We start from the raw sequence: 16,162 nt of genomic DNA, 5'->3' as shown, positions 1-16,162 counted from the left end.
TGTGTAAAATAATAAAATGAGTTTGTCATTACTGGAGGTCCAATAATAGATGTTGCACTTACCAAACTTGCCAACGCTCCCTGAAGTTCACCTTGTTAATTTGAAGGAATACTCTTGCTAATAATAGATTGCAGTGCGGGTCCACAAATTCCGCCTAAGGAATATGGGATAAGGAAAACAAACATCATCCATCCTTCACTAGCGAATGCGAATAGCATAAGACCGACCGCATAAAAGAATAATCCAAAATATACGCTTTTCTCGTCGCCTAATTTAGGCGTTACCCATCTTATTAGAAACCCCTGTACTAATCCAAGCAATAATCCGAGCAACCCAAGTGATAAGCCAACCGTCCGTTCTGTCCAACTAAACTTATACATGGTAAAGAAATGCCAATTACTCTGCACGGCGTGAAGAGCGATATAGACCAAAATCAAGGCAACAACAAGGCGCGCTATTTTCGATTGTTTTTTCAGAAAATTAAATGTTCCAATAGGGTTCGCACGTTTCCAATTAAATGGTCGTCGTTTATCCTTATCTAAACTTTCCGGCAGGAAAAACCACCCATAGAGAAAATTTACTAGGCATAATAAAGCGGCGGCATAAAAGGGTACTCGAGCACCGTAATATCCAAGTAAACCACCGATTACCGGGCCCAAGATAAACCCCATACCAAAAGCTGCGCCTATTAAACCAAAATTTTTGGTTCTATCTTCATCCGTGGATATATCAGCGATGTATGCACTAGCGGTTGAAATACTAGCCCCAGTCAGCCCAGCAATGATTCTTCCCAAAAAGAGCCAACTGATAGATGGCGCCAATGCTAATAATATATAGTCGATGGCAAATCCAAAAAGAGAAATTAAGATAATTGGGCGTCTACCATATTTATCACTGAGATTGCCCACTATAGGCGCACATATAAATTGTGTAATAGCATAAGCAAAGCCGAGCCATCCTCCATATTTTGCTGCTTCACTAAGGTCTCCATGAATAAGTTCTGCAATGAGTTTAGGAACAACTGGAAGTATAATGCCCCAACCTGTAATATCAATCAACAGGGTAATAAATATAAACCCGATAGCTGCTTTTTTTCCTGTATTTTTCATGCCGTAAAATTAAACAGACGGGAAAAGGAGCTATTGACAATTTAATGGTGTTTACGTACCATTTGAAAGCTAATTCTACTTGAAAATCTGTAAATGCCTTCGATAGTTAAACGAATACCATCTATCACACATTTCGATAAGTTGTTGGTGACAAACCAACAATTCGTTTGAAGTATCTGCAAAAGACGCTTGTTTCTTCAAAATGAAGTTCATTACTAATTTCTTTGATTGATAAATTAGAAGATTTTAATAATGTTTTAGCATGTAGAATTGTGATATGATCAATCCATTGTAATGCAGATCTTCCAGTTTTCTGTTTGAGGAAAGTTGAAAGATATTGAGGTGTTAAATGTAGTTTTTCAGCGTAAAATACAACACTTCTTTTTTGCCCGGCATACGTTGAAACAAGCAGATAAAATTCATCGATAATCTCATGCGTACGGCTTTTCACCAAATTTTTGTTATTTGGTAATTTAGAATAGACTTCAGAAATCATACTAACTAGCACCATGACGAGATGCCGTAGCATTTGTGTCTTATTGGGACTTGCTTTTTTATGGTAGAAGTTTTGTATAAGGGTCAATAATTCATTTTGGAGTTTAATTTCTTCCGATTGGAGTCTAATAATTGGCTGCCATCTTATTTGATTGTTCATTACAAACTCCCGTAGAACAGGAAATTCTGTAATGAAATCCAATGAAAGACCGATTGTTATAATTTCAGCATCTTCACTCAATGATTTTGTGTCGATCATCACTTGTGGCTGCAAAATAGCAATATCCCCTTTGTTTACTTCATATTCTAAGAAATGGATTTGAGATTTCATAGATCCCTGTACCATAAAACCTAATAATAAACCATCAAATATGCGGCTATGACTTGTATACTTCTTCCCAGGGCCATGTCGTTGACTAAGAATAACTATGCCTTCCGTCTTTTTTGAAAGGTCAAGATTATACAATTGATAGACATTATCCAAAGTTATTAATAGAGCCATGTTCAAATGTCGTTAAAAAAAAACAGCATAACATGTATTTTTCATCACTTTTACCATTTTCCTAAGGGAATCAACGTCCTAAGCCGTAGAAATTGAAGAAAAAGCCGCAATATTAATGTAAAACGGCTTTTTTTTGTAAGTTTTCTTATCAAGTTACAAAATTACGAAACGATTCTATATAGATATTGTTCTTCAATAAAGAATAATATTATATGGAAGACCTATTATATTCGGTAGCTATTAGCGTAATGATTGTTTGGGCAGTTACTTTTGTGGGCGGATTCATAACAGAAGATTTTATTCATATTCTTTTAATTATTGCAGCTATAGCATTTATATTTCGCGCAATAAAGGGTATTAGTACTTCTAAAGTTCACCAACCTCAACAATAAGTCAAAGCTATTCGTAAACAAATAGACCGGCAATAAAAATGACAATCCCAAACCAATTAAATCAAAATCAATGGTACGATAGGTATACGAAGAAGAGCGACTTCGACTCCTGTCAAAGAATTTTGGAGGCTTTATGTGGCCACACGAAAATGAGGTATGGCATGATACGTAGGAAAATTGGCCGTAAATGGGGGAATTGGTGCGTTTATGACTATCACTCTCAGAAGATCGTCAATAAAAACAGTGAAAACTACGTTAAAATATATCAGGAAATAAGGAAAGGTTTCTCACCTATTTACATTGACGATAGCGAGCAATGTTCTGTCGACGAATGGACACAAGTTCTTCATGAATTCGGTTTAAAAAGCTATATCTCTTATCCAATTATTAACAAAAATAATTCTATTGTTGGACACTTGAGTTTCATGAATGCGGAACCCGTACACTTCGACCCAATTAAATTGGAGACGTTGCTCCCTGTTTGCAGTGATTTGATTGCAATAGATTTTAAAACTGTCATTGAACGTAGAAATACGAGAAGAAAATTAGAACAGGAACTTAGGTATTCCAAAAACAGAGAACTGGTTTTATCGTCCTTGGCCCATGACTTAAATAATCCTGTCAGCATCTTAAAAGTGATTTCGCAATATCTTGGCGCAAACATTAAAGATGAAAGTCAAAAAAAATTAATAAAGAAAATAGAAGAGGCTTCATTACGGGTGAAAGGAGTGATAGATGATATTTTAGATTTCAGTACGATCCGTCTTCAAGGCAGACTAATTAGAATTAATGATCATTACCGTATGGATTCATTGATAAAGCAAATCTTATCGGAATTTGAAGTATTACATAATAGAACGTTAATCGTCAACATCGACCTTCCGGTTGATGTACCTTGTGATCATCAGAAAATGGGGCGGGCTTTCGCTAATTTAATTGGAAATGCTATAAAACATGGTAATCCTCATCAAAATATCGAAATAAATGCATGCATTAAAAAAGAAAATTTTGTTTTTAGTGTTACAAATGAGGTCACCTATCCGCAATATTCAGATCTTAAAGATCTATTTAAGCCTTTCGTAAAAGGAGTCAATAGTAATGGACTCGGATTAGGATTATTTATTGTGAGTGAAATAGTTAAAATTCATAAAGGAAAGATAGTCGTAAATTTAAAAGACAATAAAATTACGTTTAACCTGATGATCCCCATAGATTTAACTAACGTTGTTCAATAATAGAGAATAAACAAATATTTCAGCGAGCATTAGTTGTCGCTGAGATGCTTTATTCAACAGAAAAGGGTGCGCTATTCACACCCTTAGTCTTATCAGTTATGTTGGATATTGGGTACCGGTGCGTGTTCTTCAATAAGTTTATCATGTTTCAACTCTTTCCAAAAGTCGGCGGGAATCTTTGCCTCAAAGGAATGTGCATTTTGCACGGCCTGTTCAGCGGTATGTGCTCCGGGTATAACACCAGACACTGCGTCGGGAGCGGCTGCAAATTGCAATGCTGCTGTACGAAGATCTACAGCGTGATTTTTCGCGACCTGTTGCAAAGCATTTAGCTTTTCTTTAACACCGGCAGGAAACTTCCCATCATAGAGATAACGATCTTTACCCGATAAAAATCCAGCACATAATGGCGCTCCTACAATAATGGAAATATCTCTTTCAGCAACTTTCGGGAAAATCTGATTCAGTTCATCGTCATGTTTAATCAATGAATACTGGCAGGCTGAGAGAAAAATATCTGGATCAGCAACTTCCAATGTCTGTAAGATAGGCGCAATGGTATTAACTCCCAGTCCCCAACCTTTAATAACACCTTCTTCTCTCATCTTAGTCAATTCGGGCATTGCTCCGTGAATAGCTTGCTCAAAATAATGTGTATAGCTGTCTTTCATATCTCCATTGTCAGGTGAAAGATCATGAATAAATACCATATCAATGGAAGATAATCCCAAGCGCTGTAGACTATCTTCGATACTTCTTCTCACTCCTGAAGCGCTATAATCATATTGGTAAGCAAAATTTAATTTTCCTTTCCATAACAATTGCTCCATTTTAAAATCCTCCCGTGGCAACATTAATCGGCCTACTTTTGTTGATAGCGTAAAACTTTCTCGAGGCTGATCTTTTAAAAATAAGCCCATCCTACGTTCGCTGATACCCAAACCATACCATGGCGAGGTGTCAAACAATCGTATCCCTGCATTCCAGGCGGCTTCGACTGCCTTTAAGCATTCGACATCTGAGTTGTGCTGAAATCCATTTCCCAATGCCACTCCGCCAAATCCAGCTTTGTTGGCGGGACGGAATCTTTTCTTTTGTATTAAATTTTCGGTTGTTACCATCTTATAGTATTTTATTACTCGCTATTATTTATGTTCGCTTGTCTGCCTGGCCGCAAGTTCATCATGTGCAGTTAGGTCAAGACGTAAGGGGGTAATAGAAACCAAATTGTGTTCTACTGCCCAGCGATCAGTACCCTTTTCAGCAGGTTCTAATGGTACCACTGTGATCCAATAGTTTTTCCTTCCCATAGGATCCTCTCCAGGCACCACACGGCCATCATATAAACGTACTGATTGTCTTGTCCAGGAAAGCCCTTGAGGTTTAGGCGGAAAATTCACATTATAAAGAGCAGGGCCCTTATTTTTCAGCAATATCTTGAGCACCTCGATTGTCCACCGAGATAGCCCTTCAAAATCAGGTTCTGTCTTTCCAACAGGTGTACTCAATGCAATACCAGTAATCCCGAGCAATGTGGCCTGCTTCGCCGCAGCCAATGTTCCTGAGTGCCACATTGAATTGCCTAGGTTTGGTCCCATATTAATACCTGAAAGCACAACCTGCGTATCTGGAAACATATGTAAACCCAAGGCCACACAATCTGCCGGCGTTCCATTGACCCTAAAGGCATCAATATCTGCAAAAGTAACAGGCGCACGCCGATAGCTTAAGGGCCGGGAATGCGTTATAGCGTGACCCATTGACGACTGCTCAACATCGGGTGCCACAATCTTTACCGTTCCAAACTCTCTCGCCGTCTGTGCCAGTGCCGCAATCCCCGGTGAATAGATACCATCGTCATTGGTGATAAGTATATTCATAGCTGTCCTTTTCTATGAAAACCAATCTCAAGCATGCTTTGTTCTGCTGTTATGAAAGAACATGGCAAAAACATAAGGTTAGTTCACAATCCTGCTGCTGGGGATGACTCGAATGGAGATAAAGACGAACTATGTCAATTGATTGAAGATCTTGGCCACAATTGCACTGTAGTAACAAAAAAAGATGCTGTCAAAAAGATCGACCCACAGACAGATATCATCGCCTTGGCCGGCGGTGATGGCACCATAAGAATGACCATTATGGGTCTACTGGAAAAAAAGCTAAGATTTAAGAGGCCGATCGCCATATTACCACAAGGCACTGCAAACAATATTGCTATCTCTCTTGGTATTCCGCTAGACTGTGAAAAAGCTATTAGTCTGTGGAGAAGCGCTATACTTAAAAAATTCGATGTAGGGATGGTCATAGGGTTAGAAAGAAAACCTCTATATTTTATTGAATCTATCGGTTTTGGGGTATTTCCTACACTAATGAAAAAAATGGATAAAAAAAACACCGAAGATCTTAATGCGGAAGATGAAATCAAAACTGCACTAATACAGCTCCGCAAGCTGGTGGAAACATTCCCCGCTACCACACTAAGGCTTACAGTAGCTGGAAATAACTATGAAAAAGAGTGCATACTGGTTGAGATCATGAATATACCAAGCATCGGACCGAGGCTAGTGCTTGCTGCTGATGCTGATCCTGGTGATGGACAATTTGATATCATCATTGTCACTGTCGATCAACGTCAGGAACTTTTAAGCTATATCGATGGACTATTGAATGGAACCAACGTCGAATTTAAAATAATACCTATCCGGGCTAGTCAATTGGCGATGGAATGGGAAGGCAAAGAAATACACATCGATGATGAGCGCAAGAGTTACTTTGGCCAACAATTGAAGCTTACCTTACTGGATGGTATAGTTGAAATTATCACAGGCAATAAATAAGATACGATTTCAGCCAACGATAATGGTTCGAAAAATGTTCTCTTTTAAAAAACGAGTTAAAATGAACAGATCAAAAAACATAAATAATAAACTAAGCATGGTGGCCCTTCTCATGACTGCTATCCCAAATCCGGATCCACGTGAGCCAAGCCCAGACTTGTCCCAGTCACAACAAGAGGAAGATTCCAAAGAAGAAGAAAAGGGCCCTAACACCAATCTGTCTGGTCTCAAAGACGATCGCACCCATAACAAGGAGGAAGCACAGGCTGAACAGGAAGAAAAAGATGACAAAGATAAACCCGACCTTTCTGGTGAGATCAATGTTTAGATCATAGCAAAATGATACGAAATCTTTACGTGTAGTATTTACGTGGGACACATACCTCTCGGCATCGAAACATTGCAGTCAACGATAATATTAAGCCCCTTAACCTTTTCGAGGTGGGAAGAAAAACAGCTTTGGATTTATTTTAAAATAGATCCAAACAGCCTTTGCCATTTTAATCAATTCTTTCGACGATAGATTTCGCGAGCGGAAGGCTAACATCAAGGATAGCGAAAAGCTGACCATAAAATTAAAAAACCCTATAATTCCAATCCCTAAAATGCCCCAAATCCATATGTCGGTAGAGAGCTCCATCCCATGACCGAATAAGCCCAGGGCCAAATTTCCACTAGCAAATGTAATATGCCTAATATCAAGATTTAAACCTAAAAAAAGTCCGATGGAAGCTGTTGACCCCATAAAGATCCCGAACCACACGTTAGACACGATTCCTGCCCATTTTTTTTCATAAAACGAAGCTATTTTGTTTGTTTTTGCTTGTCCAAATATCTTTTTCAACATGGGGTGTTCCTGAATACGATAGTATACAGAGTTATGCTTATCCCGATTTGAAATACTGCCGGCAATAATACCGGAAAGAAATAAAAAAACACCTGCAATAGAGGCATGCAAAACCAAGGGTGTTTTTATCGGATTGAGATCATTGACCAGATGCAACCACTTGCCACTCGCAATATTGACCTGAAACAATTGTTGAATCACCCAAACAAGAAAAAGACTCATCGGAAAAGCCATCAAAACATTACCGACAAAAGCAATAAACTGAGACCGAAATAATCGTGCAAATAATTCAGCAAATATCCAATATCGATGTTTGTTGGTCGCCTGTTCGGCAATCCCCTGCTCAATTGCGTTGACCAATGCGGAAGCAGTCATTGCTGGTTGTTTGGTGGCTAAGGTAGCACCAAAAAGATAAATTAACGTAAAGCCAATAGCATAATTCAGGCTATATAAAAATGCATGACCAAACTCACTGCTGTGAACCTTACCTAACAATAATTTAACGATACACATTACGCCAACAATGAGGCCGCCACCGCAGGCAGACCGGAACATTTTCCAATATTCCTGCCGACTTGAAGTAATGTAATGTTCTCCAGTCTGTGCAGTATGATGAGTAATCTCGTACGCTAAAAGCTGTGTACTCTGTCCTACCAATTTGCGAATATTGCTTTTTCGGGAATTGTATCCAATAAGGGTCATTGCCAGTGCAATCGTCTTTTCCTTTTTTTCTTCCGGATGATCAATCACTAAAAAAAGCAAGATTTCTCGGATCCTTTCAAGTTGTTGCCGCATGCGCAAAAGTGATTGATTAACCTTTATGGAAATTCCGAAACGATGTGAATTATCGAAGGCAGTTTCAATGTACGATTCGCATTGCTTATGAAGTACCAAAATTTGTTTATAAGTCAGATCATCCGAGGAGATAAACTTATTATGCGATTGCAAAATACGATCATTCAATTCGGTGAATTCCCGCATAATGGCTATAAATGGACTATCAAAATTTTGAAACTCAGGTACCATCTTATTTACATCCGTTTCCATTGCACGCCCCGTAATGCGTTGAACCAACAGTTCCAACCCATACAATATTTCGATCATTCCAAAACCAGTTTCATCATCATAAATTGTTTCGAATCCGCATAAACGAAAGAGTTCATCGACCTGCTCTTGCGAAACCGTAGCAATCCAATCAGCATCACGAGGTTTGTAAAAAACCTGATTTAATATATATTGCAAAGTAGACTTGGATGGCTGAAAAGGTAAGTATCGCTCAGTGATCCTTTTTTTAAGTTCGTAAAAAAAATCCGCATAGCTGATAATTCCTGTATCTGAAATCAATTGATCAAAATCTTTACTAGCCAGAATTCTTTTTAAATAAAGCTGAAAGCTTTCCAGCTCCTCAGGTGCGGCATGGAGATAGTCCAGCAAAAATTGAATATCGATCTTATAGAGCAGATTGGTATGCTTGGGACGAATGATATCCACTAGTAGAACCAAAAAATCGACGCTTACATAAGACGAGTCTTCCAATTGAGTTTTATATCGTATAAACAAACTGCTTACCTGCTGCTCTTTATCCTGTTCTTTTTTCATAAATCATAAAATCCCTGATTTAGATACCAAATTTAGGTACATTTTGTTTTTTTAATCTAAAAGAATAACACGCTACATTGTGTCAAATAGCCACTTGATTAGATGATTTTGATCATTTTGCAGCCCCTTTCATTTTCATAATTTTATAGCTAAGAAATTATAAATCAAAAGTTAAGCCCAACGTAAAAAAACAAAAATGAAAAACTACGATAAAGTAAAGTCCGCAAAATTATGTTACGAACATATCGGCGGAAAACTCGGCCAGCTCTTATTGGAGGCATTAATAGCAAAAGGCTGGCTAGCAAAAAAAGATCCCAGCGATAAAGACCTCTATATTACCGAACTCGGAGAATCCCAATTGACAGCATTTGGTGTTGACTTATCACAAATTAAAGCGTAACCATCATGAACTTACTCTTAGATTACGACAATTTCTTTCTACCAGCACAGGACCTGGAGAGCGCCAAGGAATTTTATGGAAATCAACTTGGTCTTGAAACTAAATTCGATTTTTCGGATAAGGGAATGATTGCGTTCAAAATAGGCAAAAATGAACCTGCAATCATTCTTAGTACAGTACAACATACCAAACCGACTATTTGGTTTACTGTTGACGACGTGAAAACTACATGTGAATATTTAAAGGAAAAGGGAGTCGTATTTTTAAGCGAGCCATTTGAGATCATGACAGGTTTAGCGGTTGAATTTAATGATCCATTCGGAAACAAACTTGGAATAACAGATTATTCCAAATCAAATAAAGTTTGATGAGTATCGTTTAAATTGTCATATTATGCTCTAGCCAGCGCTTAAGGGCAATGAGCTACGGCTGCCCACGATATCTCTTAGACTGTAAAGTTTAATGGAATATATCGTATCTTGCTATCCAATTTTAAACCAAATATCACTTCAATGCGAAGAATTATCTATTCAATAGTAGCTAGCGGTCTTATTTTTACAGGATGCGCAGGAATGAAAGGTCAGGGCGATAATAATGGCTGGAAATCCTTGTTTGACGGAAAGGACATCAATGATTGGTTTGTCAAAATTCATCATCATGACGTTGGGGTGAACTACGGAAATACGTTTAGAGTTGAAGATGGAATAATTAAGGTCAGATATGATCAGTATAGTGATTTTAATGATCAATTTGGCCATTTATATTATAAAACACCCTTTTCTTATTATCATTTAAAATTTGAATATCGATTTGTAGGCGAGCTGCATAAAGGTGCCCCCGCCTATACACTTCGTAATAGCGGCGTTATGTTTCATTCGCAGGACCCCAGAACCATGTTGAAAGAACAGGATTGGCCCATTTCTGTCGAAATGCAACTTTTGGGAGGACTGAGCGATGGTCAGCCCCGCCCTACAGGCAATATGTGTTCTCCTGGAACCAATGTGGTCTATCAGGGCAAAATAGCTTCCTCACATTGTTTAAATTCTACTTCGAAGACCTATGATGGTGATCAATGGGTTAAAGGGGAGTTGATTGTATTAGGAGATTCGTTAATCAAACATATCATTAACGGAGATACCGTACTAGAATATTCAAGACCTCAGATTGGAGGTGGAACAGCCAATGGATATGACCCCAAAATTAAGATCGATGGTAAGTTGCTCAGCAGTGGATTTATCGCATTACAGAGTGAAGGTCAACCCGTAGATTTTAAGAATATATGGATTAAGGAACTACCTAAACCAAAGAAGTGATTAATTTTTCCGACAGGAAAAACATCTTCATTTTAAACTTAGCAGTTTAACAAGTTCACCTCCATTATTAAAATATTACGAAATTCTTGATCGAGATAAACCTTAAATAGTCGCATACAGTCTCATAGTCAACCGAATAATATCTAGATTTATTATTTTTAAAGTAAAAATCAAAACAATAGAAATATAAATGCAAAATTAGAATATGGATAAAATCACGAAAAAAGAAATTGCAGAAGCAGAGAACCAACTTTTCTTGGCGCAGCTAGCCAGTAATGTAGACGGTCTTGATCTCCTCCTATATGACGACCTGGTTGCTGTAGCACCTGATGGTCAAATGTTAACCAAAGAAATGGATCTAAATGCACACCGATCAAAGGCTATAATTATTGAAAATGCTTCAACAGAAATTGATGAGATCAGAATAATTGGGGATACCGCGCTTTCCGTTACTACGATGACGGCAAAAGGCAAGGTAATGGGAGCACCATTAGAAGGAAAATTTAGATATTTTAGGGTATGGAAACGCATTGACAACACACTAAAAGTCATTGGTGCCAGTTTTATGCAATTGCCTTAATAAGGGAACGGAAAACTGAAAATTCGTTTTTTTAATTTTGTCGTTGTAAATTTATATAGATGGGTATAATAAATAATAAATCTAGGATTATATGCAATGCAAAAATGAAAAAATACACTTTTTTTCTGGCTTGTATTTTACTTTGCTTTTTTATTTCTTGTCGAAATATTGGCAAACCTGTTGATAAACAAAAATCCGGTTCTTACTTCATCGATTCAAAAGGGCAGATAGCTTATTGTCAGAATGGAAATTGGTTTAGTTTGGGCATTTCACAAATGCAGGCTGATGCAAAATCGTTTGAGGTTTTGTCAGAAGATATAGCTAAAGACAAAAATGCGGTATATTTTCGTGGCACGACTCAAAAACTCGTGGACAAGAATTCCTTTTATGTCGACAATCAGATTCCAAAAGATCGTTTTCATGTCTATTATATCGATCAAGCCCTAGGCTTTAATATCATCCAGGGAGCAGATCCAAAAACATATGAGCTCGTAAAGGACCATATAAACTGGGCACACGACAAGGACCATTACTTCTACAGTAATGACATGATAAAGGCAGATCGGAAAACCTTTTCGTTCGTCAATGACTATTTTTTAATGGATAAAGATTCAGTTTATGTCTCTCCGAATATAGGTGCCTTTAAAGCAGTTGTTGCTAACTCCGGAAACATTGAAGCCATAAACAAATATTACATGAGAATTGGCAATACTATTTATTACCCACCATTTCAGCAGGGATCAGATGTCATAACGAGGTCCTTTAAGACCATTGATAAAATTCGTGTACTTGATCAGGATCATATTAGTGTTGACAACAAAACGATCCTATTCAGGGGGAAAAGCTTCAGATATGAACAGGTAAATGCTCCTTCCTTTGCGTTATTCCCGATTGATGAAAAGAATGATGTGTATGGAAGCAACTCCTATTCAAAAGACAAGAATAATGTGTATTATAATCAGGAAATAATTCCAAATGTCGATATTAAAACGTTTATACCTTTAGGTCACGATTTCGGAAAAGACGCAAAAAATGTCTTTTATCAAAAAAAGCTGCTTGAAGGAGTAGATGCAAATAGTTTTAAGAAGGACGGTGATTTTTATAAAGACAATCGAGGCAATAAATTCAGCGGCCTTACAGGAAATAAAATCTAATCAGCTTTCTTTTGACAGCTAAACCTACTTTTTGTATTCAAAAAAAGCTTGTCCAGAGGAACTTATCGATTGAAATTTCCAACTCGCAAACTATTTTAATACAGCTAGTCGGATTTTAGGCGCAATACATCAAACATGCGTTGATATTCAGGTGTCTCGAGATTATACTTTTTAGATTCACGAATAACATAAGCTGTCAAAGATGCCAACTCTGTTTTCGGTCGTTTATTAAGATAGTCCGTATGCATGGATGAAGTCGCATCGTAAGGCATTTGTTCCATTTTGTCCAAGGTCATATGTACAATATGATCAGCAATAACAACTCCTTTTTCCTGAGCTAATGCTGCAACCTCCTGAATAAGTTTAACAACCGCATCTTTCTTCTTTGGATCTTCCATTATCTGACCAATAGAACAATCAAAATAAGAAGTAGCTGTGGCCATAGCGGAAATAAAAATAAATTTATCCCATATTATTTTCTCAATTTCATCGGAATAATTCACATGGATATCAGCCTGTTGAACAAGATGATATAACCTATCCAGTCTTTCATCATGTTCTCCATTCAATCCGAAACTCATTGTACCCCATTTTCCTGTCACTTCAATTACTCCGGCAGCCTTTAACCGGGACACAATATAGGCGCAACCATCCACAACCAAATTATTCGGATAATATCTGTTGATACGTTCTTTACTGTCCACTCCATTCTGTAAGGGTATAAATACTGTATCTGCACTCACACACGGTCCTATTAAGGCCATAGAATCTTCAAGATCATAAGATTTAGTACAAAGAAAAATGTAATCCATTTTTGTGAAGTTTTCAGCCTCACTGGAAGCCTTATAAGGCTTCGCTGTAAAACTTCCCTTTTCTAATAACAGCTTTAAACCATGTTGGTTAATCTCCTCAAGATGGTTACCTCGCGCCAAAAAATTGACATGAATATCAGTGTTTTCATACTTGCGTGCTAACATACCGCCAAAATATCCGCCCACTCCCCCCAGGCCCACAATTAATATATGCTGTTCCATTAGTTTTTTTAATTCGTATTCCTTATCTGTAATCAACCCTAAAATAAATCTAAAGTGAATATAAAGGAACTTTTGACAACACACAACTTATCAATGTCAGGCGGAGATCAATTATTCAGGAACAACTTTTCTTTTACCATTACTTACAAATTTGTTAGTAACACACAAATAGCTGCTTTACAACCAGAAGCAAGTATTTGCCTTTACATTTGCTCGTATAATTAATCACGTACAACAAGTTTTTATTTATGAAAAAATACGCATACATCGGAGCTTTGGGTTTTCTCGCAGTAATCACAACCGAGTTTGGCATTATTGGCATCTTGCCCCAAATAGCCGATCATTATCATATCAGTATCGACAAAGCAGGTTATTTATTAAGTGCTTTTGCCTTGATCATTGCCATAACTGGGCCATTTATGACATTGTTGGCTTCGGGATTCGACCGCAAGAAAGTCATGTTAACTGCCATCGCTATTTTCTTAGTCACGGCGATTGTCTCTTCATTATCCCCTCCTTTTTGGTTATTACTTACTGTAAGAATTCTTCCTGCCTTTCTCCAACCTGTCTATATTGCGACAGCATTGTCTGTCGCCATTTTAAAAGGGGGGAAGCAAAATGAAAATGAACTTATGAGCATTGTTTTTAGCGGTGTTGCAATTGCCATGGTGACAACAGTCCCCTTCGCCACCTACATTGCCAGTCTCTACTCCTGGACATATTCTTTCACGATACAGGCCATTGTCAGTATTATAGCACTGCTGGCAATCTATTTTGCTATTCCTCCTTTGCCTGTAAAAGAAAAAAAATCCTACGGCAGCCAGATGAAAATATTAACCAAACCCATTTTTATGGTCAGTACCGCAATGAATTTCTTTATGGTATCCGCTTGGTTTTCTACCTATAGTTATTTCGCCGAATATTTAAACAAAGCAAAGAATATGGACAGTACCATGGTTAGTTATATGCTATTTGTATTTGGTATTATTGGAGTCATCGCCAACTGGGTGGCAGGGAAAATGCTCAACCGAAATATTACGTTTACCACAGCATTCTTCTTATCGGGTACACTTATTATTCCTTTATTACTGTATTTTTCAGATGGCAATATGTTCGCTACGGTCTGTACGATTGCCTTATGGGGATTTCTTTATTCTCCTAGCTTCTTAAACGCATCTACCTATATGATTTCTTCCGCTCCCGAGGCGCTAGAATTTGCCAATAGTCTAGCGACTTCATTTGGCAATCTCGGGGTAACTTTGGGAACTACCGTAGGTGGCTGGATTATCGTTTCGAAAGGTGTAGAATTTTCGCCCTGGCTTACGATGGGTTTTGGGTTTCTCGCCTTTCTGATGATCGCCCTACGACAGTTTTTAGAAAAACGTGGCACAACAAATCAAATCACCGTGGTACAGTGTACACAGCAATAATATATTTTGCCGGTATTATAAATAGCCAATGCACGACAATTTAGATCTAGTTAGCCTGGATAATCATTCCAGCGCGAACTGGATCTAATGCATCTCCTTAAAGACCGTCGACAAGATACCAGCTCAAAATAATACCTATGACAAAAATCAATATGGCCACAATTGTAATACTATTTGAAGTTTGAGCGAAGTTCTCCTCTTCAATTTGTTTGTTTGTTTTACGATATTTAAAAAAGGCGACAATAACCGTCAATGCTCCAATGACTACAATAGAAACACCAACAGCACCCGAATGTTCATGCTGGGATCCTGCAACTACATCTTTTTTTAAAATGAGCTCAATCTGACGAATAAATAGTGAAAACTTAACAACCACAAAACCGAAGCCCATAATGCCCAGGCTTGTCCGGATCCAAGCAAGGAAAGTTCGTTCATTCGCAAGATGGTCATTTATCTTCTGGGTTACAGTTTTATTAGACATTTGAAATAAATTTTGATCAACAAAAAGTTAAAGGAATTTTAAAAAGTATTTCATAGCCTTAACCAATACTTTATCGCCGTGAATATGCTTCAGCACATTTATTTCACGGGTTAGTAAAGATGTTAAGGTTAAGAAATTCCATTGTTCGCTCCTCTATGAACGTTGCAAAACTTTGAAAGGTTTGAAAAATAATTCAAAGCTTCTTTCTTTCAAATCTTTTTTAGCAACTGCATACCGAACCCTGCAGATGAGGAAGGAATAAGTTTCCCATCTTTGACGAGATATCCCGACAAATCCACATCATCAGATGTACTTGTAACCCCTTCAATGGTTACGGTATTTCCGAGCCCTCCGGCTAAATGCGCTGTATAGTAGCTCTTGAGAAGCGATCCCCAGGCATGTGGAGATGCTTGCGCTCCGAGTTGTATTAACTTTGGAGTTGCTACCTTTGAGTGGAGACAGATTTGAAAAATAGATTTAAATTTGTTAACAGATGAAAAGAGTATTTGACGATTCCTTTAAGAAAATGGCAGTAGAGCTTTCTTACAGCAAAGGGTCGGTATTAGAAGCAGCAAAAGAACTGGACATGGATGCCAGTAGATTAAGTAAATGGCGCATGGATCCCAGATATAATGGTGGTACCGTATTGCCTAAAAACGACAAATTGAGTCCTGAAGAGCAAGAAATCAGGGAACTAAAGAGGAGATTACGGGATGCAGAATTAGAGAACGCTATCTTAAAAAAGGCGGTG

18 protein-coding genes are annotated in these 16,162 nt (G+C 37.8%); 11 read left to right on the top strand and 7 right to left on the bottom strand.

The window, feature by feature from the left end; all coding sequences use genetic code 11:
* Positions 1–95: 95 nt before the first annotated feature.
* Both IQ31_RS25235 and IQ31_RS25230 read right to left on the bottom strand, forming a co-directional pair.
* The gene (locus tag IQ31_RS25235) at positions 96–1,109 is read right to left on the bottom strand and encodes a TCR/Tet family MFS transporter (protein WP_342212511.1); all 1,014 of its coding nucleotides are present in this window, start codon (positions 1,107–1,109) and stop codon (positions 96–98) included.
* Between the two features lie 124 nt (positions 1,110–1,233).
* The gene (locus tag IQ31_RS25230; protein ID WP_145330985.1) at positions 1,234–2,106 is read right to left on the bottom strand and encodes a helix-turn-helix domain-containing protein; all 873 of its coding nucleotides are present in this window, start codon (positions 2,104–2,106) and stop codon (positions 1,234–1,236) included.
* Between the two features lie 212 nt (positions 2,107–2,318).
* Here IQ31_RS25230 and IQ31_RS25225 point away from each other — a divergent pair, with 212 nt between their 5' ends.
* Positions 2,319–2,498, top strand: a complete 180-nt coding sequence (locus IQ31_RS25225; protein WP_088162479.1) for a lmo0937 family membrane protein — start codon at positions 2,319–2,321, stop codon at positions 2,496–2,498.
* 38 nt (positions 2,499–2,536) lie between these two features.
* Entirely contained in the window at positions 2,537–3,733 is a 1,197-nt protein-coding gene (locus IQ31_RS25220) for a GAF domain-containing sensor histidine kinase (protein WP_088162480.1), read from the top strand.
* Positions 3,734–3,825: 92 nt separating this feature from the next.
* Here the strand turns inward: IQ31_RS25220 and IQ31_RS25215 are convergent, their stop codons facing one another.
* Together IQ31_RS25215 and surE are read right to left on the bottom strand one after the other, a co-directional pair.
* Complete coding sequence (locus tag IQ31_RS25215) at positions 3,826–4,854, bottom strand: aldo/keto reductase (protein WP_088162481.1); 1,029 nt, start codon at positions 4,852–4,854, stop codon at positions 3,826–3,828.
* Between the two features lie 24 nt (positions 4,855–4,878).
* Complete coding sequence (gene surE / locus IQ31_RS25210; RefSeq protein ID WP_088162482.1) at positions 4,879–5,613, bottom strand: 5'/3'-nucleotidase SurE; 735 nt, start codon at positions 5,611–5,613, stop codon at positions 4,879–4,881.
* Positions 5,614–5,664: 51 nt separating this feature from the next.
* Between surE and IQ31_RS25205 the strand changes: the two genes are divergently transcribed.
* Both IQ31_RS25205 and IQ31_RS25200 read left to right on the top strand, forming a co-directional pair.
* Positions 5,665–6,573 carry a diacylglycerol/lipid kinase family protein gene (locus IQ31_RS25205; RefSeq protein ID WP_075993741.1) on the top strand — a complete coding sequence of 303 codons (909 nt, stop codon included), beginning with the start codon at positions 5,665–5,667 and terminating at the stop codon, positions 6,571–6,573.
* Between the two features lie 61 nt (positions 6,574–6,634).
* Positions 6,635–6,901 carry a hypothetical protein gene (locus tag IQ31_RS25200; RefSeq protein ID WP_075993742.1) on the top strand — a complete coding sequence of 89 codons (267 nt, stop codon included), beginning with the start codon at positions 6,635–6,637 and terminating at the stop codon, positions 6,899–6,901.
* A 99-nt stretch (positions 6,902–7,000) separates the two neighbouring features.
* On the opposite strand, the gene IQ31_RS25195 is transcribed toward IQ31_RS25200, so the two are convergent.
* Positions 7,001–9,019 carry a recombinase gene (locus IQ31_RS25195; protein WP_145330983.1) on the bottom strand — a complete coding sequence of 673 codons (2,019 nt, stop codon included), beginning with the start codon at positions 9,017–9,019 and terminating at the stop codon, positions 7,001–7,003.
* 196 nt (positions 9,020–9,215) lie between these two features.
* Between IQ31_RS25195 and IQ31_RS25190 the strand changes: the two genes are divergently transcribed.
* From IQ31_RS25190 to IQ31_RS25170, 5 genes are all read left to right on the top strand, one after another.
* Positions 9,216–9,419, top strand: coding sequence for an ArsR family transcriptional regulator (locus tag IQ31_RS25190; protein ID WP_075993744.1), 204 nt, complete (start codon positions 9,216–9,218; stop codon positions 9,417–9,419).
* A gap of 5 nt (positions 9,420–9,424) precedes the next feature.
* Positions 9,425–9,787, top strand: a complete 363-nt coding sequence (locus tag IQ31_RS25185; RefSeq protein ID WP_075993745.1) for a VOC family protein — start codon at positions 9,425–9,427, stop codon at positions 9,785–9,787.
* A 144-nt stretch (positions 9,788–9,931) separates the two neighbouring features.
* Positions 9,932–10,732: a 3-keto-disaccharide hydrolase gene (locus tag IQ31_RS25180; RefSeq protein ID WP_145330981.1), complete on the top strand. Its 801-nt coding sequence runs from the start codon at positions 9,932–9,934 to the stop codon at positions 10,730–10,732.
* A gap of 205 nt (positions 10,733–10,937) precedes the next feature.
* Entirely contained in the window at positions 10,938–11,312 is a 375-nt protein-coding gene (locus IQ31_RS25175; RefSeq protein ID WP_145330979.1) for a nuclear transport factor 2 family protein, read from the top strand.
* Between the two features lie 104 nt (positions 11,313–11,416).
* Positions 11,417–12,466 (top strand): DKNYY domain-containing protein, encoded by a 1,050-nt coding sequence (locus tag IQ31_RS25170; protein WP_145330977.1) that lies wholly within the window; start codon positions 11,417–11,419, stop codon positions 12,464–12,466.
* Between the two features lie 104 nt (positions 12,467–12,570).
* On the opposite strand, the gene IQ31_RS25165 is transcribed toward IQ31_RS25170, so the two are convergent.
* Positions 12,571–13,500, bottom strand: a complete 930-nt coding sequence (locus tag IQ31_RS25165) for a ketopantoate reductase family protein (RefSeq protein WP_145330974.1) — start codon at positions 13,498–13,500, stop codon at positions 12,571–12,573.
* 248 nt (positions 13,501–13,748) lie between these two features.
* Between IQ31_RS25165 and IQ31_RS25160 the strand changes: the two genes are divergently transcribed.
* A complete protein-coding gene (locus IQ31_RS25160) occupies positions 13,749–14,930 on the top strand; it encodes an MFS transporter (RefSeq protein ID WP_145330972.1) in 1,182 nt (393 codons plus the stop codon).
* A gap of 97 nt (positions 14,931–15,027) precedes the next feature.
* Here IQ31_RS25160 and IQ31_RS25155 read toward each other — a convergent pair whose 3' ends face one another.
* Positions 15,028–15,411, bottom strand: coding sequence for a YidH family protein (locus IQ31_RS25155; RefSeq protein ID WP_145330970.1), 384 nt, complete (start codon positions 15,409–15,411; stop codon positions 15,028–15,030).
* Positions 15,412–15,904: 493 nt separating this feature from the next.
* Here IQ31_RS25155 and IQ31_RS25150 point away from each other — a divergent pair.
* The coding region (locus IQ31_RS25150) for a transposase (RefSeq protein ID WP_145330968.1) at positions 15,905–16,162 on the top strand (258 nt) is incomplete at its 3' end.

Origin of the sequence: Sphingobacterium siyangense (assembly GCF_007830445.1) — a bacterium.
Classification (GTDB): Bacteria; Bacteroidota; Bacteroidia; order Sphingobacteriales; family Sphingobacteriaceae; genus Sphingobacterium; species Sphingobacterium siyangense.
Note: the sequence above shows the minus strand (reverse complement) of the source record. Positions and strands in the feature narration are given on the sequence as shown.

What these genes read in the sequence shown, in the direction of transcription:
- IQ31_RS25190 (WP_075993744.1), top strand. Translation starts at nt 9,216, where the DNA reads ATGAAAAACTACGATAAAGTAAAGTCCGCAAAATTATGTTACGAACAT.
- IQ31_RS25165 (WP_145330974.1), bottom strand. Translation starts at nt 13,500, where the DNA reads ATGGAACAGCATATATTAATTGTGGGCCTGGGGGGAGTGGGCGGATAT.
- IQ31_RS25160 (WP_145330972.1), top strand. Translation starts at nt 13,749, where the DNA reads ATGAAAAAATACGCATACATCGGAGCTTTGGGTTTTCTCGCAGTAATC.
- IQ31_RS25185 (WP_075993745.1), top strand. Translation starts at nt 9,425, where the DNA reads ATGAACTTACTCTTAGATTACGACAATTTCTTTCTACCAGCACAGGAC.
- IQ31_RS25155 (WP_145330970.1), bottom strand. Translation starts at nt 15,411, where the DNA reads ATGTCTAATAAAACTGTAACCCAGAAGATAAATGACCATCTTGCGAAT.
- IQ31_RS25225 (WP_088162479.1), top strand. Translation starts at nt 2,319, where the DNA reads ATGGAAGACCTATTATATTCGGTAGCTATTAGCGTAATGATTGTTTGG.
- IQ31_RS25175 (WP_145330979.1), top strand. Translation starts at nt 10,938, where the DNA reads ATGGATAAAATCACGAAAAAAGAAATTGCAGAAGCAGAGAACCAACTT.
- IQ31_RS25195 (WP_145330983.1), bottom strand. Translation starts at nt 9,019, where the DNA reads ATGAAAAAAGAACAGGATAAAGAGCAGCAGGTAAGCAGTTTGTTTATA.
- IQ31_RS25200 (WP_075993742.1), top strand. Translation starts at nt 6,635, where the DNA reads ATGAACAGATCAAAAAACATAAATAATAAACTAAGCATGGTGGCCCTT.
- surE (WP_088162482.1), bottom strand. Translation starts at nt 5,613, where the DNA reads ATGAATATACTTATCACCAATGACGATGGTATCTATTCACCGGGGATT.
- IQ31_RS25170 (WP_145330977.1), top strand. Translation starts at nt 11,417, where the DNA reads ATGAAAAAATACACTTTTTTTCTGGCTTGTATTTTACTTTGCTTTTTT.
- IQ31_RS25205 (WP_075993741.1), top strand. Translation starts at nt 5,665, where the DNA reads ATGAAAGAACATGGCAAAAACATAAGGTTAGTTCACAATCCTGCTGCT.
- IQ31_RS25180 (WP_145330981.1), top strand. Translation starts at nt 9,932, where the DNA reads ATGCGAAGAATTATCTATTCAATAGTAGCTAGCGGTCTTATTTTTACA.
- IQ31_RS25215 (WP_088162481.1), bottom strand. Translation starts at nt 4,854, where the DNA reads ATGGTAACAACCGAAAATTTAATACAAAAGAAAAGATTCCGTCCCGCC.
- IQ31_RS25230 (WP_145330985.1), bottom strand. Translation starts at nt 2,106, where the DNA reads ATGGCTCTATTAATAACTTTGGATAATGTCTATCAATTGTATAATCTT.
- IQ31_RS25220 (WP_088162480.1), top strand. Translation starts at nt 2,537, where the DNA reads ATGACAATCCCAAACCAATTAAATCAAAATCAATGGTACGATAGGTAT.
- IQ31_RS25235 (WP_342212511.1), bottom strand. Translation starts at nt 1,109, where the DNA reads ATGAAAAATACAGGAAAAAAAGCAGCTATCGGGTTTATATTTATTACC.